The organism is Caulobacter sp. GW821-FHT10E02 (genome assembly GCF_059415225.1).
The window spans coordinates 678,463-702,728 of sequence record NZ_JBWKMV010000001.1; the positions used below are offsets into that span (position 1 = coordinate 678,463).

Consider the following 24,266-nt stretch of genomic DNA (forward strand, 5'->3'; position numbering starts at 1 on the left):
GATTCTCGGGTAGGTATCCCTCAGTCGTCGAACTTCACCCGTCCGCGCCCGGACTTCACCGTCCCGCGCTTGGCCTTGCCGTCCAGGCGCTTGAGCTTGCTGGAATAGGTCGGCTTGGTCGGCCGTCGAGGCTTCGGCTTCTCCGTCGCACGACGGATCAGCTCCACCAGCCGCTCCTGAGCGTCCTGACGGTTCATTTCCTGCGAGCGCGAGCCTTGCGAGAACAGGATCAGCACGCCGTCCTGGGTCAGGCGGCTTCCGGCCAGGGTTTCCAGGCGCGACTTGACGTCCTCGGGCAGGGCGGGGGAGTTCCTGACGTCGAACCGCAGTTCGATCGCCGTGCTCGTCTTGTTGACGTGCTGGCCGCCCGGCCCCGAGGCGCGGGTGGCCTTCCAGACCAGTTCGTCCTCGTCGATCCGCAGCCAGGACGTGATCTCGATCATCGGGGCGGGACCGCGCGTTTGGCCTTCACGACCAGTTGGTCCAGCGCCTGCAGGAATCGCGAGCGGTCGGCGTTGGCGAAGGCGGCGGGGCCCTTGGTGACCTCGCCCATCGAGCGCAGGTGCTCGCCGATCGAGCGCGAGGCCAGGGCCGAGCCGATCATGTCGGGGCTGAACACCCGGCCGTTTGGGGCCAGGGCCGCGCCGCCGGCCTTCAGAACGCGATCGGCCAGCGGGATGTCGTTGGTCACCACCACGTCGCCGGGACCGCAGCGCTCGGCGATCCAGTCGTCGGCGACGTCCGGACCGGCGTCGACGACGATCTGCTCGATCACCGGCGTCAGCGGCACGCGGATCCAGCTGTTGGACACCACGAAGGTCTTGAAGCCGTGGCGGGCGGCGACCTTGTAGGCCTCGTCCTTCACGGGGCAGGCGTCGGCGTCGATGAAGAGGATGGCGGCCATCGAAGCGGGACCTGGAAGACCTGAGGGAAACTGGTGCCGGCGGAGAGGATCGAACTCCCGACCTTCGGTTTACAAAACCGCTGCACTACCGCTGTGCTACGCCGGCATGGGCCTGTGACCCGAGGTCAGGGCTTATGCCGTCTGTCGGGACGGACGGCAAGAGCGCCCGCCTAGAGGTCGAACCGCACCCCCTGGGCCAGGGGCAGGGCGCCGGAATAGTTCACGGTCGCGGTCTGGCGGCGCATGTACTGCTTCCAGCTGTCGGAGCCGCTCTCGCGGCCGCCGCCGGTCTCCTTCTCGCCGCCGAACGCGCCGCCGATCTCCGCGCCCGAGGGGCCGATATTGACGTTGGCGATGCCGCAGTCGCTGCCGGCGGCCGACAGGAAGCCCTCGGCCTCGCGGACGTCGTTGGTCATGACGCAGGATGACAGGCCCTGCGGCACGTCGTTCTGGATCTCCACGGCCTGGTCGAAGTCTGCATAGGGCACGACGTGCAGCAGCGGGGCGAAGGTCTCGCGCTGCATGCCGGCGGTGGCGGACGGCAGGCGGGCGAGGGCGGGGCGGACATAGTAGGCGTCCGGATGCTGGTCGATCAGCAGGCGCTCGCCGCCGCTGACCGTGCCGCCCTCGGCCCGGACCTGGTTCATGGCCTCGACGAAGGCGTCATAGGCGGCCTTGTCGATCAGCGGACCGAGCAGCGTCTTGCTCTCGCGCGGATCGCCGACGGGCAGGCGCTGGAAGGCGGTCTCGACCGCGTCGGCGACCTTGTCGACCAGGCTCTCGTGGACGATCAGGCGGCGCAGGGACGTGCAGCGCTGGCCCGCCGTGCCCGCCGCCGAGAAGACGATGGCGCGCAGGGCCAGGGACAGGTCCGCCGAGGGCGTGACGATCATGGCGTTGTTGCCGCCCAGCTCCAGGATCGAGCGGCCGAAGCGTTCGGCGACCATCGGGGCCACGGCCTTGCCCATGCGGGTCGAGCCGGTGGCGCTGACGAGCGCGATGCGCGGGTCGCGGGCCAGGCGCTCGCCGGCGTCGCGACCGCCCTGGACGACGGCGCATAGGCCGTCCGGCGCATCCTCGAACCGGGCCAAAGCGCGCTGCAGGATGGCGTGGGTGGCGAGCGCGGTGAGCGGCGTCTTCTCCGATGGCTTCCAGATCACCGGATCGCCGCAGACCAAGGCTAGGCAGGCGTTCCAGGCCCAGACGGCGACCGGGAAGTTGAAGGCGCTGATCACAGCGACGGGGCCTAGCGGGTGCCAGGTCTCGCGCATGGCGTGGCCGGGGCGTTCGGAGGCGATGGTCAGGCCGTGGAGCTGGCGGGACAGGCCGACGGCGAAGTCGCAGATGTCGATCATCTCTTGGACCTCGCCGGCCGCCTCGGAGGCGATCTTGCCGGCTTCCAGGGTGACGAGGGCGGCCAGATCAGCCTTGGCGGCGCGCAGTTCCTCGCCAAACAGCCGGACCAGCTCGCCGCGACGTGGGGCGGGGACCACGCGCCAGGCGGCGAAGGCATGACAGGCGGCCGAGACCTTGGCCCCGATCTCGCGGGCGTCGTCGAAGGCCACGTGGGTCAGGACCTGGCCGTCGATCGGGCTGCGGACGGGATGGCCTGCGTCGGCGGGCAGGGCCGGGACGCCGAGCTTGGCCAGCAGCGCGCGGGCATGGGCGGCGGGAGTCGGGTTGGACTGGGTCATGCCCTGAGGACGCCCCGAGAACGGCGATCGGTCAACCCGCCCTAAGCGTCGCTCGCGCTCAGAGCCGAGCGGCCGCTGATCTGCTCCAGCCCCACGGCGATCGGGATGGGCGAGCGGATCAGCAGGATGCGGGTCTTGTCCCTCAGGGTCAGGCGGGCGGCGAGATAGCGCTGGATCAGGCCAGGGGCCAGGCGGTGGAAACGGTCCCAGACCCTGGCGCGGGCTTCCGGCGGGCAGGCGCGCAGCAGCAGGCGGTTCAGCAGCCGGTGATAGCGTCGCCGCCGCCAGTCGGTCTTGGCGTGGGCCTCGGCGCAGGCGCGGACGCTGGCGCTGGTGATGCGCGGCAGGGCGGCGATCTGGTCGGCCAGGCGCGCGGCGTCGGGCAGGGAGTGGCCGGTGCTCGGATGGAAGTTGGCGGCGCGCAGGCCGACCTTGGCGACCTCGGGTCGGGCCTCGCGCCAATAGGCGTCGATGTCGCCGGCCAGGACGATGGGGAGGGCGCCGTCCTCTTCGCGGACCACCTTGTCGACCTGCCAACCGCGCACGGCGGCATGGGCGGCGATGGCGGCGCGGCTCAGGGCCAGGTTGGGCGTTGGGGCGCTGGCGTACTGCGAGACCTCGATGCGCAGGCGGCGCGTGTCCAGCGGCATGACGCTGAAGGCGGGGCAGGTCTCGTCGTCGGTCTCGGGGACGTCGATCAGGATGGGGTAGGAGAGGCCGTGCGGGCTTCGCAGCGTCACCTCCTGGGCCAGGAAGGCGCGCCAGGCCAGGGCCAGGCTGCGGGTGCGGCGCGCGCCTCGGCCGTCGATGACCGTGCCGGCGGCGATACGGCGGCCGTCGGCCAGGGTCACCTGGTGCGGACTGATCTCGGTGACCTGGACGCCCAGCCAGATGTTCGGGCCCAAGGCGGCGGTGACGGCCTGGCGCAAGCGCTCTGCGGTCAGGGCGAAGACGGGCGTGTCCAGATAGAGCTCGAAGCCGGGCAGGCGGATGTCCCAACCGCTCCAGCGATGGACGATCAGCGGCCGCAGCCAGGCGGCGATTCCCGGGCTGACGTCGGTCTGAAACCAGCGCCAGGTCTGCTCGCCGGCCAGGCGGCGCTCGCGTTCCAGCAGGATGACCTTCAGGTTTGGCCGCATCGTGCGCAGGCGCAGGGCGATCAGGCCGTTGGCCAGCCCGCCGCCCACCAGGACGACATCGGCGCGGGCGAAGGCGGAGGAAGGCGACATGTCAGGTGCTCTTGCACGATGACTGTGACGCCTGTGCGGCCTTCCCGCTCACGGAACGTGAGCGGGAAGGCCGCTCTATATTTTGGCGAGCCTGCTTGCTCCGATTGGCTTGCCTGCAAGCCAATCGGGCAGGCTCTGGCGTTGCGTGCGTCCGAACGAACGGTTACGGACGGCCAAACCGGGAGATGCACATGGCGCAGGCGAAACTCATCGACGGCAAGGCCTTCGCGGCCGATCTGCGGGCGAAGATCGCCGTGGACGTGGCGGCGCTGAAGGCCGAGCACGGCGTGACGCCGGGCCTGGCGGTGGTGCTGGTCGGCGAGGACCCGGCCAGCCAGGTCTATGTCCGCAACAAGGGCGAGCAGACCGAAGCCGCCGGCATGTATTCCGAGACCCACCGCCTGCCGGCCGAGACCACCCAGGACGAGCTGCTGGCGGTGGTCGAGAAGCTCAACGCCGATCCGAAGATCCACGGCGTGCTGGTCCAGTTCCCGGTGCCGCCGCACATCAGCCAGATGGACGTCGTGGCGGCCCTGTCGCCCGATAAGGACGTCGACGGCCTGACCGTGATCAACGCCGGCCGCCTGGCCAGCGGCCTGCCGGCCCTGGCGCCCTGCACGCCGACGGGCTGCATGATGCTGCTGAAGGACGTGATCGGCGACCTCTCGGGCAAGACCGCCGTCGTGATCGGCCGCTCGAACCTGATGGGCAAGCCAATGGCGCAGCTGCTGTTGGCCGCCGATTGCACGGTGACCATCGCCCACTCGCGCTCCAAGGACCTGCCGTCGATCGTCCGTCAGGCCGACATCGTCGTCGCCGCCGTCGGCCGGGCCGAGATGGTCAAGGCCGATTGGGTGAAGCCCGGCGCGACGGTCATCGACGTCGGCATCACCCGCTATCCCGCCCGCGATCCGGAAGCCGCCGCGGCCGGCAAGACCCGGCTTGTCGGCGACGTCGCCTTCGACGAAGTTCGTGAGGTCGCCGGCGCGATCACGCCGGTTCCCGGGGGAGTGGGGCCCATGACCATCGCATGCCTGCTGGCCAATACGCTGACGGCCGCCAAGCGCCTGTCGGGAATCGCCTGATGCGGAGGGCGCTGGTCCTCTCCGCCGTCGCCCTTCTTCTCGCCGCCTGCGGAGCCAAGCCCGCGCCGCCGCCTACGCCGGAGCAGGCGCTTGCCCTGCGCCCGGCCGACGCGCGCCTGTCGGCTCTGTACGAGACCTCGTGCCACGCCTGTCACGCCATCCCGGGCACGGGCGCGCCGCTGGTCCATGACCGCGCCGCCTGGGACGTGCGCTGGAAGCAGGGCGAGGCCACGCTGCTGGACCACGCCATCCAGGGCTACAACGCCATGCCGGCCACCGGTCAGTGCGCGACTTGCACGCCGGCCGATTTCCGGGCCCTCATACAGTTCATGGCGAGGCGCGAAGACTCGGCCAAATAACAAGACGGGGGCGGAATGATCTCCAGGCGCGGAGCCCTGATCGCGGGCGGGACGGGAGCGGCGGTGGTCGCCGGCGGCGGTGTAGCCGCCTACAAGGTCGCCACCGGGGACAAGCCCGAACCGCCGTCGCCGCCCTCGGTCGACGCCCAGGGCAAGCTGCTCTGGCGCAACTGGTCCGGCGTGCAACACGCTTATCCCGCCGCGCGGCTGGCTCCCAAGGACGAGGGCGAGCTGGCCACCGCCCTGAAGGTCGCCCAGGCCCCGATCCGGCCGGTCGGCGCGGGTCACTCCTTCACCGCCCTGGCCCCGACCAACGGCACGCTGATCTCGCTGGATTCGATCTCCGGCGTCGTCGGTTGGGAAGGCGACGAGGCCATCGTCCGCACCGGTACGCGGCTGGGGGCTCTGGGCCCCATGCTGGCCGAGAAGGGCCGGGCGCTGCCCAACCTCCCCGACATCAACAAGCAGTCGCTGGGCGGGGCGCTCGGGACGGCGACCCACGGCACGGGCGCCAAGATCCAGGCCATGCACGGCAGCGTCACGGGCCTGCGGCTGGTCACGCCCTCGGGCAAGGTCGTCGACGCCGACGCGAGCAAGAATCCCGAGGTCTTCCAGGCCGCCCGCGTCTCGCTGGGATCGCTGGGCGTCATCACCCAGGTGCGGATCGCCACCACCGCCAACCGCCGCCTGCGCCGCCACGTCTGGCTGGAGCCCTTCGAGGACGCCGTCGCCAAGGCCGAGGAGCGCTGGGCTCAGCACCGCAATTTCGAGTTCTACGCCGTGCCGTTCACGGGGCTCGCGGCCAATATCAGCCACGACGAGACCGACGATCCGGCCCTGCCGCGCGGTCCGGACCAGGACACCGAGTTCCTCCAGGCGCTGCGGGGGCTGCGCAACCTGCTGGGGTTCGCCACGCCGCTGCGCAAGGCCGCCGCCCACGCGCTGTTGTCGACCGCCAAGCCCGAGACCGCCGTCGACGAGGGTTGGAAGCTGCTGTCGACCGAACGGCCGGTGCGCTTCAACGAGATGGAGTTCCATCTCCCGGTGGAGAATCAGCTGAAGGCGTTGCAGGAAGTCGTGCGGACCATCGAGAAGGAGCGTCCCGACGTCTTCTTCCCGATCGAGGTGCGCCGCATCGCGCCCGACGACGCCTGGCTGTCGCCGTTCCAGGGCGGGCCGCGCGGCTCGGTGGCGGTGCACGCCTACTACCGCGACGACTTCACGTTCCTGTACGCGCTGATCGAGCCGATCTTCCGCCGCTACGACGGTCGCCCGCACTGGGGCAAGCTGCACACCCTGAACGGCGGCCAGCTGGAGGCGATCTATCCGCGCTGGAAGGACTTCCTGGCGGTCAGGCAGGAATTGGATCCGGAGGGCCGGATGCTCAATCCCTACCTGAAAGGCCTGTTCGGCCTCAGTTACTAGTTAGGCGGCGTTGCCGAGATATTCGGCGACGCGGGTCTCCAGCTCGGTGACCAGCGCCTTGCCGACCGGGTGCGTGTCGACCTTGATGTCGTCGCGCACGCAGGCCTTGATGGCGTCGATGTGGGCGTCGACCAGGAACATCGGCGCCGACAAGCGGGTCTCCGGCTCGTCGATCAGCTTGCACAGAGACGCGGCCAGGCGGGTGATCAGCGGGAATTCGTAGGTGGCGCCCAGGCCCTTCAGGTCGTGAGCGCGCAGATAGAGGGTCTCGACCGTCTGGGCGTTGAGGCCCTCGACGCGGACCTCCTGACGGGCGGCCTCCAGCTTGACGATCTCGTCGTTCAGCCATTGGGCGAAGTTGCCGGACAGGCTCTTCAGAGCCGCCTCGGCCTTGGCGATGGCGGCCATGTCGATGCCACCGCGCCCACCTACCTTGAGCTTGAGCATGTTCGGCACCTGAATCACTTCAGCGGTCTTATTCGTCACGGGCGCCTCCCCAGCGGCGGATAGTTGGGTAACCGCTAACATAGCAGGCGTTAATATTGGATGAGACGTTAGTTTCTGCGACCCAACGTCTCACGTACCCTAACTAGGCCGAGAACTGCTCGGCGAGAACTCTTTCCTCAAGGCTGCGGCCGGCGTCGAAAAGCATCGATAGCTGGGTGCCGCGGTCCTCGGAGATGTGGACCTCCAGCACGTCGCGGACTTCGAAATTGTCGGCCACGGCGCTGACGGGGCGCTTGTCGGCCTCCAGGATCTCGAAGGTAACCCGCGCCGACTGCGGCAGCAGGGCGCCGCGCCAGCGGCGAGGGCGGAAGGCCGAAATCGGGGTGAGGGCCAGCACTCGGCCGTCGATCGGGATGATCGGGCCATGGGCCGAGAGGTTGTAGGCGGTCGAACCGGCCGGCGTGGCCAGCAGGGCCCCGTCGCAGACCAGCTCGCCCATCCGCACCTTGCCGTCGATCGAGATGCGCAGCTTGGCGGTCTGGCGCGTCTGGCGCAGCAGCGAGACCTCGTTGATCGCCAGAGCCCGGTGCTGCTTGCGATTGGCGTCGATGGCGACCATGGCCAGCGGATGGATGACGGCGCGCTCGGCGGCGTTGATGCGCTCCAGCAGGTCGTCTTCCGAGTACTCGTTCATCAGGAAGCCGACCGAGCCGCGGTTCATGCCGTAGATCGGGGTCTGGCTGGCGATCGCCTCGTGCAGGGTCTCCAGCATGAAACCGTCGCCGCCGAGGGCCACGATGACCTGGGCGTTCTCGTCGCCGACATCGCCATAGCGGGCGGTCAGCCGCTCCTTCGCCTCTATGGCTTCGGGCCGGTCGCTGGACCTGAAGGACAGGCGAGTCACGATCGGTTGCGGCTGGTACATGCGGCCAAGTGGCGGGAAGCCCGCCTGCTTGTCAAACGCCAGATTGGGCCTGGGTTTTAGACCTGGCCGACGGCCTGACGGAAGGCCATGCCGGCGATGTCCGGCGTGAACGGACCAAAGGCGCTGGCGGCGCGGCGCACGCCCTCGTCGCCGCCGCCCGGACGGCCGCCGTTCAGCTGGCGGACGTGCTCCAGGATGGTCGGGAAGACGCTGCGGTCGATGCCCACGGCCGAGCAGGCCAGGGCCAGCAGCTCGGGGCGACCGCTGTCGATGGCGCGGCGGATCTGAGCCGATTCGAACTTGCCCAGGCGCGCCAGGGCCATGACGAACAGTTGCAGCCGACCCTCGCGCAGCACGCGCAGCAGATAGCCGGGTCGCAGCTGACCGGCGGAATCGAGCTTCTCGATCAGCGAGCGCTCCATCTCCTCGCGATCCTCGTCGACCTCGACGGGGCCGACGTCGCCGGTCGTGTCGCCGCGATGGGCCGCGTGCAGGGCGTCATCGACGGCGGCCTGCATCTTGGCCTCGTCGAGATGGAAACGCGCCGACAGGGCGTCGCGCAGGGCGCGGCCGACCAGCAGGTAGAGCTGCTCGGCCAGGTCGGTGGAAAGCTTGGGGTGGCGGGCGAGGGGCGAGCGCAAGGCGACGACCTCACGCGAGCGGTTGACCAGCCGGCCCATGGCGTCGGGCGAGATCTGGGCGGTGTCGTTCGAGGCCAGGGCGGTCAGCACGGCCGGCTCGTCGCGGCTGATGATCGCCTCGACGACGGGCGCGCGCAGGTTGGGGCGGCGGGCGATCTCGATCTGATGTTCCAGCGTCGCCTGGACCAGCAGGCGGATCAGGTCGTGATCCTGCAGCACCGGGCTGCGGGCGATGATCGGGCGGGCGATGTCGATCTCGTCCAACGCCATGATGTTGATCAGGGCGGACGGCGCCCAGTCGGCGTCGGCCAGGCGTTCGGACAGGCGATGGCGGATGTCGCGCTCGGCCTCGACGACCAGCGACATGAAGATGGAGTTCAGCAGGGCCTGGATATCGGGATGGGTCGGCTCTCCGCTGGCCTGACCGGCCTCGCAGAGATCGATGATCCCAGTGAGCAGACGTTCACGATCGCCGGGCTCGCGACTGCGGGCCAGCTTCATGAGCGATGCGATCTCGACGGCTTGGATGGCCCGCCTCCTTCGAATCCGGAAGACCGGATGAGGATGACCTTGCGGCCCCCAAATGAAAACATGCTTAAACAGGGCAAGAGCATCGACGCGCCGTATCGCGTCGAGATGTCGCAAGCTTGAGCGGAGGGTACGTGTCCCAAGATCTGATCCTGGCCCTGGACCAGGGCACGACCAGCACCCGGGCCATCCTGTTCGACCGCGCCGGCCAGCCGCTGGCGGAGGCTTCACGGCCGCTGCGCCAGAGCTATCCGCATGACGGTTGGGTCGAGCACGACGCCGAGGAAATCTACGCCGCCTGCGTGGCGGTGCTGCGCGAAGTGGCCGAGACCTCGGGCAAGGCCGACCGCATCGCCGCCATCGGCATAACCAACCAGCGCGAGACGGTGGTGATCTGGGACCGCAAGACGGGCCGCCCGATCCATCCGGCCATCGTCTGGCAGGACCGCCGCACCGCCGAGGTCTGTGGCCAGTTGAAGGAGGCGGGCCACGAGCCGCGCGTCACCGAGGTGACCGGCCTGCTGCTGGACCCTTATTTCTCGGGCACCAAGATCGCCTGGACGCTGGACAAGGTCCCCGGCGCGCGCGCTCGGGCCGAGGCGGGCGAGCTGCTGTGCGGCACCATGGACTGCTGGGTGATCTGGCGGCTGACCGGCGGGGCGGTCCACGCCACCGACGCCACCAACGCCTCGCGCACTCTGCTGTTCGACATCGGCGCCCAGGACTGGTCGACCGAGATGCTGGACCTGTTCAAGGTCCCGGCGGCCCTGCTGCCGAAGGTGCTGGACTGCGTCGACGACTACGGGGCAACGAAGGCCGACATTCTGGGCCGGGAGGTCCCGATCCGCGGCGTGGCCGGCGACCAGCAGGCGGCGCTGATGGGGCAGGGCTGCGTGGCCCCCGGCCAGATGAAGGCCACCTATGGCACCGGCTGCTTCATGCTGATCAACACTGGCGAAGAGCGGCCGATCTCGCGCTCGCGCCTGCTGACCACGGTGGCGGCGCGGGTGAACGGCAAGACGACCTACGCCCTGGAGGGCTCGATCTTCGTGGCCGGGGCGGCGATCCAGTGGCTGGGCGAGGGGCTGGGCATCACGGGCGGTCCGCGCGCGGCCGAGGCGCTGGCTCGGGCGGCCAAGGCCGATCATGGCGTTGTCGTGGTGCCGGCCTTCACGGGCCTGGGCGCGCCGTGGTGGGACGCCAATGCGCGCGGTGGCATCTTCGGCCTAACCCGCGACGCCGGCCTGCCGGAGATCGCGGCGGCCACCTTCGACAGCTGCGCCCTGCAGAGCCGCGACCTGATCGAGGCCATGCGCGCCGATGCGCCGTCCGCGTTCGGCGAGGCCGCGCAGCTGCGTATCGACGGCGGCATGTCCAAGAGCGCCTGGTTCTCGCAGCGGCTGGCCGATCTGACGGGCATTTCGGTGCGCCGCGCTGGCTATCAGGAGATGACGGCCCTGGGCGCGGCTCTGTTCGCGGGCGTGGGGGCGGGGCTCTACGCCTCGGTCGAGGAGGCCGCCGAGGCCAGTCCGGCCGCCGAGACCTTGACCCCGGCCATCAAGGACCACGAACGCGAGGCGGCCTATGCCCGCTGGCTCGACGCGGTGCCGCGTGTGCGACTTTAGTCGAACACTGGTTGCGGTAACATCACCACCTCAGCATAACTACCATCAACGAGAAGCGGAGATCGCCCATGCCTGTTCCACAGGAGACCACCCGACGCGCCGTACTGGGCGCCGGAGCCGCCCTGATCGCTGGCGGACAGGCCCTGGCCGCTTCTCCCGCCTATCCCAAGATCGGCAAGATCCGCCGCCTTTCGCCGGAGCTGGACGCGATCCTCGACGCCAATGCGCCGATCGAGCAGATCGCCGACGGCGTCACCTGGGCCGAGGGGCCGGCCTGGCACTGGGAAAGCAAGTCGCTGCTGTTCTCGGACGTGCCCGGCAACGTCATGTACCGCTGGACGCCGAAGACCGGGAAGACCGAGTTCCTCAAGCCCTCGGGCTATGACGGTCCGCCGACCAAGATCTTCCGCGAGGCCGGCTCGAACGGCGCGATCGTCACCCTGGCCGGCGAGCTGGTGATCGCCGACTGCGGCAATCGCGGCCTGGCCAAGGTCGATCTGGCGACCAAGAAGAAGACGGTCCTGGCGTCGACCTACAAGGGCAAGAAGTTCAACAGCCCCAACGACATCGTCGAGGTCCGCGACGGGCCGCTGAGGGGGTCGCTGTACTTCACCGATCCGCCCTACGGCCTTGAAGGCGGCGACGCCTCGCCGGCCAAGGAGCTGTCGTTCAACGGCGTCTACCTGCTGCGTCCCAATGGCGAGGTCGCCCTGGTCGACGACACGCTGTCGTTCCCGAACGGCGTGGGCCTGTCGCCGGACGGCAAGCGGCTCTACGTCTCGATCTCCGACCCCAAGCGGCCGGTGATCATGGCCTATGAGCTGGGCGCGGACGGCCTGCCCAAGTCGTCCAAGGTGTTCTTCGACGCTTCGGAGCTGCACAAGGCCGGCGGGCCGGGCCTGCCGGACGGCATGAAGATCGACGCCAAGGGCCGGCTGTTCGCCAGCGGGCCGGGCGGGATCATGATCCTGACGCCGGAGGCCAAGCTGCTGGGCGTCATCGAGACCGGCGGACCCGCAGCCAACTGCGCGTTCGGCGAGGACGGCAAGACGCTGTTCCTGACCTCCAATCACATCGTGGCGCGCGTGCGCACCAAGACTTCCGGCCTGGCCTGGTAGGAGAGAGAAACATGGACGAGATCAGCAAACGGACATTCCTGGCGGCTGGTCTCGCCGCCACTCTGCCTCTCAGCGCCCGGGCCGCTGAGCCGGGGCGCAAGCTGGGCTATGCGATCCTGGGGCTGGGCTACTACGCCACCAAGATCATCATGCCGCGCTTCGCCGAGTGCGAGCACTCCAAGCTGGTGGCCCTGGTCAGTGGCACGCCGGAGAAGCTGAAGACCTTCGGCGAACAGTACGGCATCCCGGAAAGCCACCGTTACAGCTACGAGACCTTCGACAAGATCGCCGACAATCCCGACGTCGACATCGTCTATGTCATCACGCCCAACAGCCTGCACCGCGTCTTCACCGAGCGAGCGGCCAAGGCCGGCAAGCACGTGATGTGCGAGAAGCCGATGGCGACCACCTCGGCCGACGCCGAGGCGATGATCGCCGCCTGCAAGAAGGCCGGCCGCAAGCTGATGATCGGCTATCGCAGCCGTTTCCAGGCCCACAATATCGAGGCCATCAAGCTGATCCGCGAGGGCGCGATCGGCCCGGTCCGGGCGGTTTCCGCCGACGCCGGCTTCACCATCGGCGATCCGACCCAGTGGCGGCTGGACAAGGCCCGGTCCGGGGGCGGCAGCCTGATGGACATCGGCATCTACAGCCTCAACGCCGCCCGCTACCTGACCGGCGAAGAGCCCGTCGCGGTCAACGCCTTCGAGTCCACCGACCGTTCCGACATCCGCTTCAAGACGGTGGAGGACATCGTCAGCTTCCAGCTGCTGTTCCCGTCGGGGGCGACGGCCAACTGCTATTCCGCCTACAGCGCCAACTTCAACCGCTACCGGGTCACGGGTCCGAAGGGGTTCGTCGATCTCGACCCGGCCACCAACTACGAGGGCCAGGCCATGCGGGTCCGGCTGAATGGCCAGACGAGCGCGCGCGAGCCGGCGCCGCAGCCGAAGAACCAGTTCTCGGCCCAGCTGGACCACCTGTCCGAGTGCATCCTGACCGGCCGCGAGCCGATCGTGCCGGGCGAGGAGGGCCTCAAGGACATGCGCCTGATTGAGGCCATCTACCGCGCGGCGCGGGAAGGGCGCACGGTGAAGGTCTAGGGCGTCTCGTCCAGATAGGCCTTCACCCGCGCGAACAGCTCCTCGAACATTGGCGTCGTCAGGCGGCCGGTGTTCGTGTTGAGGCGCGAGCAATGGTAGCTGTTGAAGATCCGATACGGCCCGGCCTGGAACTCCGAGCCGTGGCCGGGGATGCCGGCCGAGGCCTTTAGGCCCAGGGCCTTCAGCACATTGCGCCGTGAGACGTCACCCAGGGTGACGATGGCCTTCAGGTTCGGGAACATCTCCAGCCGCGCGGTCAGGAACGGGCGGCAGTTGTTCTCTTCGGAGGTCTCGGGCTTGTTGCCGGGCGGGGCGCAGCGGACGGCGTTGGTCACGGCCGCGCCGACCAGCTGCAGGCTGTCATCGGGCCGCGCCTCGAACTTGCCGGTGGCGAAGCCGTACTTGATCAGGGTGTCGTAGAGCAGGGTCCCGGCATAGTCGCCGGTGAACGGACGGCCGGTGCGGTTGGCGCCCTTGCGGCCGGGGGCCAGGCCCGCGACCAGCAGGCGCGCGTCCTTGTCGCCGAACGAGGGGGCGGGGCCGTTGAACCAGTCCGGATAGAGCTCCTGGTTCTCGCGGCGATAGGCCACCAGGCGTGGGCACAGCGGGCAGTCGCGCGGCGGCTCGGCGGAGTTGGGGACCACTTCGCCGACGATGTTGGAGTGCTGGCTCATCTCAATACTCGTCGTCGGCTTCGCGTTCGGCCGGGGTGCGGTTGTCGCTCGTCGGGCGCGGCGCGAGACGCTGCGGGCGGCCGATGATGTTGCCCAGGTCGTTGAGGTCGACGAAGTTGTCGGCCTGGCGGCGCAGGTCGTCGCTGGTCATCGGCGGCTGGCTCTTCATCGTGGAGACCACGGTGACGCGGCGGCCCTTGCGCTGGACGGCCTCGACCAGGGCGCGGAAGTCGCCGTCGCCCGAGAACAGCACCAGGTGATCGGCGGTTTCGGCCATCTGCAGCATGTCGACGGCGATCTCGATGTCCATGTCGCCACGCCAGCGCTTGCGGCCCTGGCTGTCGGTGAACTCGCGGGCCGGCTTGGTCACCAGGGTGAAGCCGTTGTAGTCCAGCCAGTCCACCAGCGGGCGGATCGGCGAATAGTCGTCGTTTTCCGCGATCGCCGTATAGTAGTAGGCTCGGATCAGGACGCCGCGCTTCTTGAACTCGTCGAGCAGCTTCCGGTAGTCGATGTCGAAGCCCAGAGCCTTGGCGGCTGAATAGAGGTTGGCCCCGTCGATGAACAACGCCAGACGGTCGGTCGGATAAAAGGTCACTGTAATCCCTTGAAAAATCAGGTCGCTCGAAATGACTTGGACGAGGCCGTGATCGTGGCGCTCGGCAGCAATCTGCCCGGACCCTATACGAGTCGCGAGGCGCTGTTGGAAGCCGCGCTGGCGGCCCTGCCGGAGGTGGGGCTGACGCTGGTGACCCGCTCGACCTGGTGGGCCTCGGCGGCGTGGCCGGACCCGGCCGGCCCCGAATACCTGAACGGCGTGGCCATCGTCGCCACCGACCTGTCGCCGGCCGACACCCTGGCGGCGCTGCACACGGTCGAAGAGCGCTTCGGACGAGCGAGGGGAGAGGTCAACGCGCCGCGCACCCTGGACCTGGACCTCATCGCCCACGGCCGCACGGTGCTGGACGGCGAGCTTACGGTGCCACATCCCCGCGCCCATGAGCGCCTGTTCGTGATGGGGCCGCTGGTCGAGCTGGCCTCGGCCTGGGTGCATCCGGTCAATGGCGAGCCGGCCTTCCGCCTGGCGGCCAACGCCAACATCGGGCGTGACGCGCGCTCCATTGCCAAAGTTTAATCCCCGAGCGGATCAAGCGGCGCCCATAGTCCGGCCAAATTTCCGCGCCAAGCGTGCCCGCACGCTCATCCTGGACTTCGCTCACATGACCCTGACCCGCTCGCTGCTCGCCTGCGCCGCCGCCTGCGCGCTGCTGACCGCCGCGCCCGCCGCCCTCGCTCAAGCCAAAAGCGGCGTCGACCTGACCTCGATCGAAAAGTCGATCAAGCCGGGCGACGACTTCTGGACCTATGCCAACGACAAGTGGGTCAAGGCCCACCCGATCCCGGCCGACCGCAGCAGCTACGGCATCGGCCCGGTGATGGCCGAGGAGGCCAACAAGCGCACGGTCGACCTGATCCAGGGCGCCGCCAAGGGCGGCAAGGGCGACGGCCAGAAGGTCGGCGACTACTACGCCAGCTACATGGATGAGGCCGGCATCGAGGCCAAGGGCCTGACGCCGCTGAAGGCCGACCTGGCCCGTATCGCCGCGATCAAGGACAAGAAGCAGCTGGCCACGGTGCTGGGCGGCAACATCCGCGCCGACGTCGACGCCCTGAACTCGACCGACTTCTACACCGACAACGTGCTGGGCCTGTGGGTCTCGCCGTCGTTCGACGACACCAGCAAGTACGCGCCGTTCCTGCTGCAGGGCGGCCTGGGCATGCCCGACCGCGAATACTACGTCTCCGACAAGGCCTCGATGGTCGAGGCGCGGACCAAGTACCTAGCCCACGTCGAGAAGATCCTGACCCTGGGCGGCGTGGCCAACGCCGCCGCCAAGGCCAAGGCGATCGTGGCACTGGAAACCCAGCTGGCCCAGGCCTCGGGCACCCGCGCCGACAGCGCCGACGTCCAGAAGGCCAACAACAGCTGGACCCCAGCGGACTTCGCGTCGAAGGCCCCGGGGCTGGACTGGACCGCCTTCTTCACGGCCGCCAAGCTGAACAAGCAGCCGCGCTTCATCGTCTGGCACCCGACCATGGTCACCGGCCTGGGCAAGGCTGTCGCCGGCGTCTCGCTGGACACCTGGAAGGACTACCTGACCTTCCACCTGATGGACCACTACAGCAACGTCCTGCCCAAGGCCTTCGTCGAGGAGCGCTTCGCCTTCTACGGCCAGGGCCTGCAAGGCACGCCGCAGCTGTCGCCGCGCTGGCGGCGGGCCGTGGGCTCGACCAACGCCACTTTGGGCGAGGCGGTCGGCAAGCTCTACGCTGACAAGTACTTCTCGGCGGATTCCAAGGCCGCTGTGACCGCCATGGTCGACAACATGAAGGTCGCTTTCGAGAAGCGGATCGACGGCCTGGACTGGATGGACCCGGCTACCAAGGCCGAGGCCCGCAAGAAGGTCGCGGTGCTGAAGGTCGGCGTCGGCTATCCCGACACCTGGCGCGACTACTCGGCCTATGCGGTGGTGCGCGGCGACGCCTATGGCAACCTGAAGCGCTCGGAAGAGTTCGACTACGCCACGGATCTCGCCAAGCTGGGCCAGGCGGTCGATCGCGGCGAGTGGGTGATGACCCCGCAGACGGTCAACGCCGTGAACCTGCCGATGCTGAACGCCCTGAACTTCCCGGCCGCCATCCTGGCCCCGCCGAACTTCGACCTGGCCAATGACGCCGCCGCCAACTACGGCGCGACCGGGGCCACGATCGGCCACGAGATCAGCCACAGCTTCGACGACCAGGGCGCGCAATTCGACAGCCAGGGGCGTCTGCGCAACTGGTGGACGCCGGCCGACTTCGACCACTTCCAGAAGGCGGGCGCCGCGCTCGCGGACCAGTTTGATGCCTACAAGCCCTTCCCGGACCTGGCGGTGAACGGCAAGCAGACGCTGAGCGAGAACATCGCCGACGTCGCGGGCCTGGGCGCGGCGCTGGACGCCTATCACGCCTCGCTGGGCGGCAAGCCCGCGCCGGTGATCGACGGCATGACCGGCGACCAGCGCTTCTTCCTGGCCTTCGCCCAGAGCTGGCTCGGCTACGACCGTCCAGCGGCCCTGCGCCAGCAACTGATCACCGACGGCCACGCGCCGGACCAGTACCGGGCCTTCACGGTCCGCAACCTGGACGACTGGTACGCGGCCTTCGACGTGAAGCCGGGCGACGCGATGTATCTGCCGCCGGAAAAGCGCGTGAAGGTCTGGTGATCCAGACAGTATGGACATTGACTCGCGGAGGGGGCATAAGCGCCCCCTCGCGAAAGCAGGATAATCGTGCGCGGCGTTGCGTGTCGCCGCACACAAGCCTATTTTGCGATTGCTAATCGGCAGCCCGAGGAACTCATGGCCCGCGTCACCGTCGAAGATTGCGTCGAGAAGGTTCCGAACCGCTTCTCGCTGGTTCTGCTGTCCGCGCACCGCGCTCGCGCCATCTCGGCCGGCGCCGCGCTGATGGTCGACCGCGACAACGACAAGAACCCCGTCGTCGCCCTGCGCGAGATCGCCGACGACGTCATCGACCACGAAGGCCTGAAGGAACACCTCATCAGCACGCTGCAACGCGTCGATGAGCACACCGAAGCCGAGGAAGAGGCCGAGACCCTGGCCCTGCTGGCCGATCCGAGCCACATGCAGATGAGCGAACTGGAACTGGTTCGCGCTCTGCAGAGCGACCGCGACGGCGGTCAGGAGGAGCGGTACTGAGCCCCGAAGGCGCAGACCCTCTGACCCTGCAAGCGGCCACTCCGACCGCTCTGTCCGAACGCGCGCCCGATGTGGAATCGGGCGCGTCTTCGTCTGTGGCTCCGGCCGTTGCCGCCGTTGAGCCCGCGCCCAAGCCGCGCCCCAAGTTCCTTCGCCAGTATGAGCTGATCGAGCGGGTCCACGCCTACGACCCGACGGCCGACGAGGCCCTGCTCAATCGCGCCTATGTCTACGCCATGCGCATGCACGGCTCGCAGACCCGGGCCAGCGGCGACCCCTACTACGCCCACCCGATCGAGGTGGCCGGCATCCTCACCGAGTACCGCCTGGACACCGCGACCATCGTCACGGCCCTGCTGCACGACGTGATCGAGGACACCCCGGTCACCAAGGAAGAGATCGCCAAGCTGTTCGGCGAGGAGATCGGCGAACTGGTCGAGGGCGTCACCAAGCTCTCCAAGCTCGAGCTCCAGGCCGAGCACATGCGCCAGGCCGAGAACCTGCGCAAATTCATCCTGGCCATCTCCAAGGACGTCCGCGTCCTGCTGGTCAAACTGGCCGATCGTCTGCACAACATGCGGACGCTGCACTTCATCAAGAACCAGGCCAAGCGCGAGCGCATCGCTCGCGAGACGCGCGACATCTACGCGCCGCTGGCCCGCAACATCGGCTGCCACAAGATCTGCGTGGAGCTGGAGGAACTGTCCTTCCAGCACACCAACCCGGTCGCCCGCGACGCCATCATCCGCCGCCTGGACACCCTGCGCGAAGAGCAGGGCGGGGCGGTGGCCCTGGTCAGCCAGGAAATCGCCGCGCGCCTGGAGTCGTCGAACCTGCCGGCCCGCGTGTTCGGCCGCGAGAAGTCGCCTTATTCGATCTGGCGCAAGCTGCAGCGCAAATCGATCGGCTTCTCGCAGATGGCCGACATCTATGCGTTCCGCGTGATCGTCGATAGCGAGGAAGACTGCTACCGCGCTCTCGGCGTCGTGCACCGGGCCTGGTCCAGCGTGCCGGACCGCTTCAAGGACTACATCTCGACGCCGAAGCGGAACAACTACCGCTCGCTGCACACCACGGTCGTGGGTCCGCGCGGCATGCGCATCGAGATGCAGATCCGCACCGAGAGCATGGACCGCGTCAACGAAGAGGGTGTCGCCGCTCACTTCCGCTACAAGGACGCCTCGTACGGCCTCGACTTGGAAGGCATGGAAGCCGCCGGCGGCCGCGATCCGCTGGCCAACCTGCGCCAGTTGGTCCAGGTGCTGGAGCACGGCGGCGACAGCGAAGAACTGGTCGAGCACGCCAAGCTCGAGATGTTCCTCGACCAGGTGTTTGTCTTCACCCCCAAGGGCAAGCTGGTCAGCCTGCCGCGGGGCGCGATGCCGCTGGACTTCGCCTATGCGGTCCACACCAGCGTCGGCGACACCTGCATCGGCGTGAAGATCAACGGCGAGCTGAAGCCGCTGCGTACGCCGCTCGTAAACGGCGACGTGGTTGAGGTGGTGCGCGGCTCCAAGCCCGTGGTGCCGCCGGACTGGCGCTCGCTGACCGTGACCGGCCGGGCCCGCTCGGCCATCCGCCGGCACATCCGCCAGACCGAGAAGGAAGAGTTCCTGCGCCTGGGCAAGGCCTCGCTGGAACAGGTCTTCGAGCGGGCCGGCAAGAAGCTGAAGGACGTGTCGCTGCGGCCGATCCTGGAGCGTTTCGCCCTGGAGAGCGACGAGGCGCTGTTCGACGCCGTCGGCCGTGGCCGGGTCTCGCCCAGCCAGGTGCTGGAGACGGCCTATCCGGGCATGAAGGACTCCGATCGCGAGGCCGCCACGGCGCGCCGCAAGATCGAGGGCGGCCAGGACGCGACGCTGTACGTGCGCGGCGGCGGCCTGACGCCGGGCGTGTCGCTTCACTTCGCCCATTGCTGCAGTCCGGTGCCGGGCGACCGTATTGTCGGCATCCTGCGCGAAGACGGTGAGGGCCTGGACGTCCACACCATCGACTGTCCGCGACTGGCCGAATACGAGGACCAGGAAGAGCTCTGGCGCGACCTGAACTGGACGCCCGAGGCCGAGCGTTCGACTATCTCGCTGACCCGCCTGCACGCCACGATCCAGAACGCCCCGGGCGTCCTTGGTTTGGTCTGCACGATCATCGGCGAGGCCGGCGGCAATATCGTCAACCTGCGCATGCACCATCGCCAGAGCGACTTCTTCGACGTCGACATCGACGTCGAGGTCCGCGACGCCAAGCACCTGACCAACATCCAGGCCGCACTGCGCGCGTGCCCGTCGGTCGAGACCGTGGACCGGACCCGGGGCTAGATGAGCGCGCTGAGCAAAGACGATCTTGAGCTGGTCGAGGCGTGCCTGGAGATCGAGCCCGAGAACGACTTCGAGCTCGACGAAGACCCCTGGCAGCACCTGTCCGAGCTGGTCGAGGAAGACGCGACGCGCGGCTTCTCGGTGATCGCCGAGATCGCCCGCCGCACCAACGACCTGACCACCATGTCGGGCCTGGGCGAAGGGCCGCTGGAGATCCTGCTGGAGGTCAATCCGGCCGTCGTCGACGCGGTGATCGAGGAGGCGCGGCGCACGCCGGGCCTGCGGATCGCGCTGGGCTTCGCCTGGACCGGCGGTCTGGGACGGTCCGAGCAGCTGAAGCTGAACCAGCTGCTGAAGAACTAGCGCCGGAGCGCCGCCACGGCGTCGATGCTGCCCGCCGTCATCGGCGAGGGCAGGGCGTCCAGCGCGAACCAGCCCCATTCGTGGATGGCGTGGGCTTCCTGGATCGCCGGCTCGCCCTCGAAGCTTTCCACCGCGTAGGTGATGGCCACCCAGTGGTAGTCGGGCGCGACCATGTCGGTGACGGCCAGGACGCGGCCGGCCTTGATGGTGATGCCCAGTTCCTCGTGGATCTCGCGCTCGGCGCAGGCGCTGGCGGCCTCGCCCCAGTCCAGCTTGCCGCCGGGCACGCCCCAGTGGTCGGCCTCGGGGTTCTTGACCCGCTTGACCAGCAGCAGCCGGCCTTGGGCGTCGAGGATGGCCGCGCCGCAGCCGACGCGAGGACGTTGAGGTTCTTCGGTCATGACGAGGCGTAAAACCTGAAACGGCCCCGCGAGGCAAGCCGGCGCTTGAAGACTCGGCGGGCTGGGCTATACGCAGCGCTCATGACCAACGATGACGTCCTCGACGAATTCCGCGCCGCAGGGGCCCTGCGCGAAGGCCACTTCGTGCTGTCCTCCGGCCTGCACAGCCCGGTCTTCCTGCAGAAGAACCTGGTGTTCATGCGACCCGAGCGCTGCGAGCGGCTCTGCAAGGCCCTGGCCGAGAAGATCCTCGCCACGGTCGGCGCGGTCGACGTCGCCGTCTCGCCCGCCGTCGGCGGCATCATCCCCGGCTACGAGACCGCCCGTCACCTGAACGTGCCGTCGATCTATGTCGAGCGCGAGGGCGGCAGCTTCAAGTTCCGCCGCGGCTTCCACCTGGAGCCCGGCCAGAAGGTCGTGATGGTCGAGGACATCGTCACCACCGGCCTGTCGTCGCGCGAGTGCATCCAGTCGATCGTGGACGCCGGCGGCGACGTCGTGGCCGCCGCCTGCATCGTTGATCGCTCGGGCGGCAAGGTCGATGTCGGCGTGCCGCTCATCTCGCTGTGCAGCCTGGAAGTCCCGGCCTATCCGGCCGACGCCCTGCCGCCGGAACTGGCGGCTATCCCGATCGAAGACCCGGGCAGCCGCCGTCTCCGCTAGGCGTTAGTCAGCGGCCTTGGCCGGCGGCGGCGTCAGCTGCTTGACCGGCCAGGCGATGCCCAGCTGCTCCAGATAGGTCCCGTACTTGTCGGGGTCGTAGTAGTACTTCTTCATCTCGGGCCGGAAGGTCGCCATGATGTTGGCGTTGATGCTCGTCTGCGGCTTGTCCGTGGCCGCCAGCATCGGCACGTACTTCTGCGTCTTGGTCTGGACGTCGGTGAAGTAGGTCTTGGCCTCGGCCAGCAGCTTCGGCTGGGTCAGCAGATCCAGCGCCGTCATAGCCACCACCTTCGAGCCGGCCACCACGCCCTTGTGGGCGATCGGCGTGGCCATCGAGATGGCGTTGGCCCAGTGGTGCCCCGGTAGGTCGGGGATGTTCGACGGATAGTTCACGGTGATCGTGGGCATGATCCACGAGATGTCGCCGATGTCGTCCGAGCCGCCGCTTTCCGGCTTCTCTTCCGGCGGCTTGAGGCCCTTCAGCTTGACGTCGAGGCCTTCCTGCTTGGTCGAGCCGACGTTCTTCTGCACCGCCTTGGCGAAGGCCTGCTCGTCGTCGGTCCACTTGGGCAGGCCCACGAGGTCGATGTTCTTCTGCGCCGCCTCGGCCATCGGCTTGTTGAAGTGACGCGGGGCGGCGGTGCCGACGATGGCGTAGTCCATCTTGGTGTCGGTCATGTCGGCCGCCGCCTTGGCGATCTTGTTGCCGATGTCCCAGTTCTTCTTGATGGCGTCGAAGGTCTGTTCGCGGAAATAGTACCAGACGGTGGCTTCCGACGGCACGACGTTGGGCTGGTCGCCGCCGTCGGTGATCACCGAGTGCGAGCGCTGCTCGGGCCGCAGGTGCTCGCGGCGCATGTTCCAGCCCATGTCCATCAGCTCGACGGCGTCCAGGGCGCTGCGGCCACGCCAGGGCGCGCCGGCCGAGTGGGCGGACTCGCCATGGAAATTGTACTTGATGGACACGAGGCCCGTGCCCGACGGCTGGCCCCAGGCGGTCTGCAGGTTCGAGCCGACGTGGGTGAAGATGGTGGCGTCGATGCCTTTGAACACGCCGTCGCGGACCATGTAGGCTTTGCCGGCCACCAGTTCCTCGGCGACGCCGGGCCACAGGACCAGCGTGCCGGCGATGTTCTGCTTGGTCATCACGTCCTTGACCGCCAGGGCGGCGACGACGTTCAGGGCCTGGCCGGAGTTGTGACCCTCGCCGTGACCCGGGGCGCCGGGGACGATCGGATCGTGCCAGGGCACGCCCGGCTTCTGCGAGGCCTTGGGGATGCAGTCGATGTCGCTGCCCAGGGCGATGGTCGGGCCGCCGGTTCCGTGGATCCAGGTCGCCGTCCAGGCGGTGGGAATCCCTGAGACGCCGCGCTGGATGGTGAAGCCGTTCTGCTCCAGCACCTTGGTGATGTAGGCCGAGGTCTCGACCTCCTGGAAGCCCAGCTCGCCGAACGAGAAGATCTCGTCGTTCATCACCTGGGCCAGCTTGGTCCGGCTCTCCACGCCGGCCACGGCTTCTGCCTTCAGGGCCTTGAGCTTGCTCGCCGAGACGTCGGCGGCGTCCGCACCGCTGGCCAAGGTCATCACCAACACGCCCGCGGTCGCCGCGAGCCAGGTCTTGTTCGAAATCATCACGCCCCTCCCAAGGTCAATGCGTATACGATTAGCCGTCCGCGAAGCTTTGTCCATGCGTCCGCACTGGCGCCGGCCCGCGAAATTCCCACCTGCACAGGCAGCGGCTGGGCCTATAGATTCCAGCCGAGTCTTTATGGGTTTCGACGGGAAGAGCGGATGAGCTTGCGACTGGGCGTCAATATCGACCACGTGGCCACGATCCGGAACGCGCGTGGGTCGTCCTATCCCGAGCCCGTGCGGGCGGCGGAGCTGGCCCTGGCCGCCGGCGCCGACGGCATCACCGCCCACCTGCGCGAGGATCGCCGCCACATCAGCGACGCCGACATCGCCGTGTTGACCGACCTCTGCCACAAGCGCGGCAAGCCGCTGAACTTCGAGATGGCCGTCACCGACGAGATGGTCGGCATCGCCCTGGGCGCCAAGCCGCACGCCGCCTGCCTGGTCCCCGAGCGTCGGGAGGAGGTGACCACCGAAGGCGGCCTCGACGTGGTCAAGGGTCAGAACCGCATCGCCGACGCCACCGGCCGTCTTCGCACGGTCGGCGCGCGGGTGTCGCTGTTCATCGAGGCCGATCCCGACCAGATCCGCGCCTCGGCCGCCGTCGGCGCCCAGGTGGTCGAGCTGCACACCGGCGCCTATTGCGACGCCTATCGCGAGGGCCACCTCGAGCGCGCCGAGGCCATCCTCGAACGCCTCAAGAAGGGCGCGGCCCTGGCCGCCAGCCTTGGCCTGGAAGTCCACGCCGGCCACGGCATCGACTACGCCACCGTCAAGCCGATCGCCGCCATCCCCGAGATCGCCGAGCTGAACATCGGCCACTTCCTCATTGGCGAGGCGATCTTCGTCGGACTTCCCCAAGCGATTCAACGCATGCGCCTGCTGATGGACGCCGCCCGCCTGGAGCAAGCGGCGTGATCATCGGCATCGGCTCGGACCTCTGCGACATCCGCCGTATCGAGAAGTCGCTGGAGCGCTTCGGCGACCGCTTCACCAACAAGGTCTTCACCGAGATTGAGCGCAAGCGGTCCGAGCGCAAACCCGACCGCGCCTCCAGCTACGCCAAGCGCTTCGCCGCCAAGGAGGCCTGCTCGAAGGCCTTGGGCACGGGTCTGAAGCGCGGCGTGCATCTGGCCGGCATGGGCGTGGTCAATCTGCCGTCGGGCAAGCCGACCATGGCCCTGACCGGCGGGGCGCTGGAGCAGCTGAAGTCCATGACCCCCGAGGGCATGGAGGCGGTGATCCACCTGTCCCTGACCGACGATCACCCCTACGCCCAGGCCTTCGTGATCATCGAAGCGCTGCCGAAGGCCTGAGGGCGCCCAAACCTCGCCTCAAAGCCAAGCTAACGCGCCGCACTTGCTCGCCGGGCCA

General features: G+C 68.5%; 25 protein-coding genes and 1 tRNA gene. 14 read left to right on the forward strand and 12 right to left on the reverse strand.

The annotated features are described in order from the left end of the window. Window positions 1-20 precede the first annotated feature (20 nt). The 5 genes from arfB to crtY form a co-directional block, all read right to left on the reverse strand. Window positions 21-443 (reverse strand): alternative ribosome rescue aminoacyl-tRNA hydrolase ArfB, encoded by a 423-nt coding sequence (arfB, locus tag AC07NI_RS03240; RefSeq protein WP_494616239.1) that lies wholly within the window; start codon window positions 441-443, stop codon window positions 21-23. Further along, window positions 440-904 (reverse strand): YaiI/YqxD family protein, encoded by a 465-nt coding sequence (locus tag AC07NI_RS03245; RefSeq protein ID WP_494616240.1) that lies wholly within the window; start codon window positions 902-904, stop codon window positions 440-442. The genes arfB and AC07NI_RS03245 overlap by 4 nt, the downstream gene beginning before the upstream one ends. 31 nt (window positions 905-935) lie before the next feature. Next, window positions 936-1,010, reverse strand: a tRNA-Thr gene (locus AC07NI_RS03250). 64 nt (window positions 1,011-1,074) lie between these two features. Next, complete coding sequence (gene amaB / locus AC07NI_RS03255; RefSeq protein ID WP_494616241.1) at window positions 1,075-2,598, reverse strand: L-piperidine-6-carboxylate dehydrogenase; 1,524 nt, start codon at window positions 2,596-2,598, stop codon at window positions 1,075-1,077. 41 nt (window positions 2,599-2,639) lie between these two features. Beyond that, window positions 2,640-3,827, reverse strand: coding sequence for a lycopene beta-cyclase CrtY (gene crtY / locus AC07NI_RS03260; RefSeq protein WP_494616242.1), 1,188 nt, complete (start codon window positions 3,825-3,827; stop codon window positions 2,640-2,642). A gap of 191 nt (window positions 3,828-4,018) precedes the next feature. Here crtY and folD point away from each other — a divergent pair, with 191 nt between their 5' ends. From folD to AC07NI_RS03275, 3 genes are read left to right on the forward strand one after another with little or no spacing between them, the layout of a single operon-like run. Then, a complete protein-coding gene (gene folD / locus AC07NI_RS03265; protein ID WP_494616243.1) occupies window positions 4,019-4,912 on the forward strand; it encodes a bifunctional methylenetetrahydrofolate dehydrogenase/methenyltetrahydrofolate cyclohydrolase FolD in 894 nt (297 codons plus the stop codon). Next, complete coding sequence (locus AC07NI_RS03270) at window positions 4,912-5,271, forward strand: c-type cytochrome (protein WP_494616244.1); 360 nt, start codon at window positions 4,912-4,914, stop codon at window positions 5,269-5,271. Before folD ends, AC07NI_RS03270 begins: the two co-directional genes overlap by 1 nt. Before the next feature lie 15 nt (window positions 5,272-5,286). Continuing rightward, window positions 5,287-6,696, forward strand: a complete 1,410-nt coding sequence (locus AC07NI_RS03275) for a D-arabinono-1,4-lactone oxidase (protein WP_494616245.1) — start codon at window positions 5,287-5,289, stop codon at window positions 6,694-6,696. On the opposite strand, the gene AC07NI_RS03280 is transcribed toward AC07NI_RS03275, so the two are convergent. The 3 genes from AC07NI_RS03280 to AC07NI_RS03290 form a co-directional block, all read right to left on the reverse strand. Continuing rightward, on the reverse strand, window positions 6,697-7,182 hold the full coding sequence (locus AC07NI_RS03280) for an Hpt domain-containing protein (protein ID WP_494616246.1): 486 nt from the start codon (window positions 7,180-7,182) through the stop codon (window positions 6,697-6,699). It lies immediately after the preceding gene. Between the two features lie 103 nt (window positions 7,183-7,285). After that, entirely contained in the window at window positions 7,286-8,068 is a 783-nt protein-coding gene (locus AC07NI_RS03285; protein WP_494616247.1) for an NAD kinase, read from the reverse strand. Between the two features lie 56 nt (window positions 8,069-8,124). After that, entirely contained in the window at window positions 8,125-9,210 is a 1,086-nt protein-coding gene (locus tag AC07NI_RS03290; RefSeq protein ID WP_494616248.1) for a DUF2336 domain-containing protein, read from the reverse strand. A 161-nt stretch (window positions 9,211-9,371) separates the two neighbouring features. Between AC07NI_RS03290 and glpK the strand changes: the two genes are divergently transcribed. The 3 genes from glpK (at window position 9,372) to AC07NI_RS03305 (ending at window position 13,083) form a co-directional block, all read left to right on the forward strand. After that, window positions 9,372-10,862, forward strand: coding sequence for a glycerol kinase GlpK (gene glpK, locus AC07NI_RS03295; RefSeq protein ID WP_494616249.1), 1,491 nt, complete (start codon window positions 9,372-9,374; stop codon window positions 10,860-10,862). A gap of 68 nt (window positions 10,863-10,930) precedes the next feature. Then, window positions 10,931-11,980, forward strand: a complete 1,050-nt coding sequence (locus AC07NI_RS03300; RefSeq protein ID WP_494616250.1) for an SMP-30/gluconolactonase/LRE family protein — start codon at window positions 10,931-10,933, stop codon at window positions 11,978-11,980. Then, window positions 11,887-13,083: a Gfo/Idh/MocA family protein gene (locus tag AC07NI_RS03305; RefSeq protein WP_494618231.1), complete on the forward strand. Its 1,197-nt coding sequence runs from the start codon at window positions 11,887-11,889 to the stop codon at window positions 13,081-13,083. The genes AC07NI_RS03300 and AC07NI_RS03305 overlap by 94 nt, the downstream gene beginning before the upstream one ends. On the opposite strand, the gene AC07NI_RS03310 is transcribed toward AC07NI_RS03305, so the two are convergent. After that, window positions 13,080-13,757, reverse strand: coding sequence for a uracil-DNA glycosylase (locus AC07NI_RS03310; RefSeq protein ID WP_494616251.1), 678 nt, complete (start codon window positions 13,755-13,757; stop codon window positions 13,080-13,082). The two genes, AC07NI_RS03305 and AC07NI_RS03310, sit on opposite strands and share 4 nt — an antisense overlap. 1 nt (window position 13,758) lies before the next feature. Further along, a complete protein-coding gene (locus AC07NI_RS03315) occupies window positions 13,759-14,355 on the reverse strand; it encodes a LabA-like NYN domain-containing protein (protein WP_494616252.1) in 597 nt (198 codons plus the stop codon). A gap of 48 nt (window positions 14,356-14,403) precedes the next feature. On the opposite strand from AC07NI_RS03315, the gene folK reads away from it, so the two are divergent. From folK to AC07NI_RS03340, 5 genes are all read left to right on the forward strand, one after another. Further along, on the forward strand, window positions 14,404-14,892 hold the full coding sequence (gene folK, locus AC07NI_RS03320) for a 2-amino-4-hydroxy-6-hydroxymethyldihydropteridine diphosphokinase (RefSeq protein WP_494618234.1): 489 nt from the start codon (window positions 14,404-14,406) through the stop codon (window positions 14,890-14,892). 85 nt (window positions 14,893-14,977) lie between these two features. Further along, the gene (locus tag AC07NI_RS03325; RefSeq protein WP_494616253.1) at window positions 14,978-17,023 is read left to right on the forward strand and encodes a M13 family metallopeptidase; all 2,046 of its coding nucleotides are present in this window, start codon (window positions 14,978-14,980) and stop codon (window positions 17,021-17,023) included. A 135-nt stretch (window positions 17,024-17,158) separates the two neighbouring features. Further along, window positions 17,159-17,518 (forward strand): DNA-directed RNA polymerase subunit omega, encoded by a 360-nt coding sequence (rpoZ, locus tag AC07NI_RS03330; protein ID WP_099577049.1) that lies wholly within the window; start codon window positions 17,159-17,161, stop codon window positions 17,516-17,518. 95 nt (window positions 17,519-17,613) lie between these two features. Next, window positions 17,614-19,833, forward strand: a complete 2,220-nt coding sequence (locus tag AC07NI_RS03335; RefSeq protein WP_494616254.1) for a RelA/SpoT family protein — start codon at window positions 17,614-17,616, stop codon at window positions 19,831-19,833. Beyond that, a complete protein-coding gene (locus AC07NI_RS03340) occupies window positions 19,834-20,196 on the forward strand; it encodes a hypothetical protein (protein ID WP_494616255.1) in 363 nt (120 codons plus the stop codon). Here the strand turns inward: AC07NI_RS03340 and AC07NI_RS03345 are convergent. Beyond that, window positions 20,193-20,597 carry an NUDIX domain-containing protein gene (locus AC07NI_RS03345; RefSeq protein ID WP_494616256.1) on the reverse strand — a complete coding sequence of 135 codons (405 nt, stop codon included), beginning with the start codon at window positions 20,595-20,597 and terminating at the stop codon, window positions 20,193-20,195. The two genes, AC07NI_RS03340 and AC07NI_RS03345, sit on opposite strands and share 4 nt — an antisense overlap. 81 nt (window positions 20,598-20,678) lie before the next feature. Here AC07NI_RS03345 and pyrE point away from each other — a divergent pair, with 81 nt between their 5' ends. Then, the gene (gene pyrE / locus AC07NI_RS03350) at window positions 20,679-21,260 is read left to right on the forward strand and encodes an orotate phosphoribosyltransferase (RefSeq protein ID WP_494616257.1); all 582 of its coding nucleotides are present in this window, start codon (window positions 20,679-20,681) and stop codon (window positions 21,258-21,260) included. Window positions 21,261-21,263: 3 nt separating this feature from the next. On the opposite strand, the gene AC07NI_RS03355 is transcribed toward pyrE, so the two are convergent. After that, window positions 21,264-22,889, reverse strand: coding sequence for a M20 family metallopeptidase (locus AC07NI_RS03355; protein WP_494618236.1), 1,626 nt, complete (start codon window positions 22,887-22,889; stop codon window positions 21,264-21,266). A 162-nt stretch (window positions 22,890-23,051) separates the two neighbouring features. On the opposite strand from AC07NI_RS03355, the gene AC07NI_RS03360 reads away from it, so the two are divergent. Then, window positions 23,052-23,810, forward strand: a complete 759-nt coding sequence (locus AC07NI_RS03360; protein ID WP_494616258.1) for a pyridoxine 5'-phosphate synthase — start codon at window positions 23,052-23,054, stop codon at window positions 23,808-23,810. Continuing rightward, entirely contained in the window at window positions 23,807-24,208 is a 402-nt protein-coding gene (gene acpS, locus AC07NI_RS03365) for a holo-ACP synthase (protein WP_494616259.1), read from the forward strand. The genes AC07NI_RS03360 and acpS overlap by 4 nt, the downstream gene beginning before the upstream one ends. The last annotated feature ends 58 nt before the right edge of the window (window positions 24,209-24,266 follow it).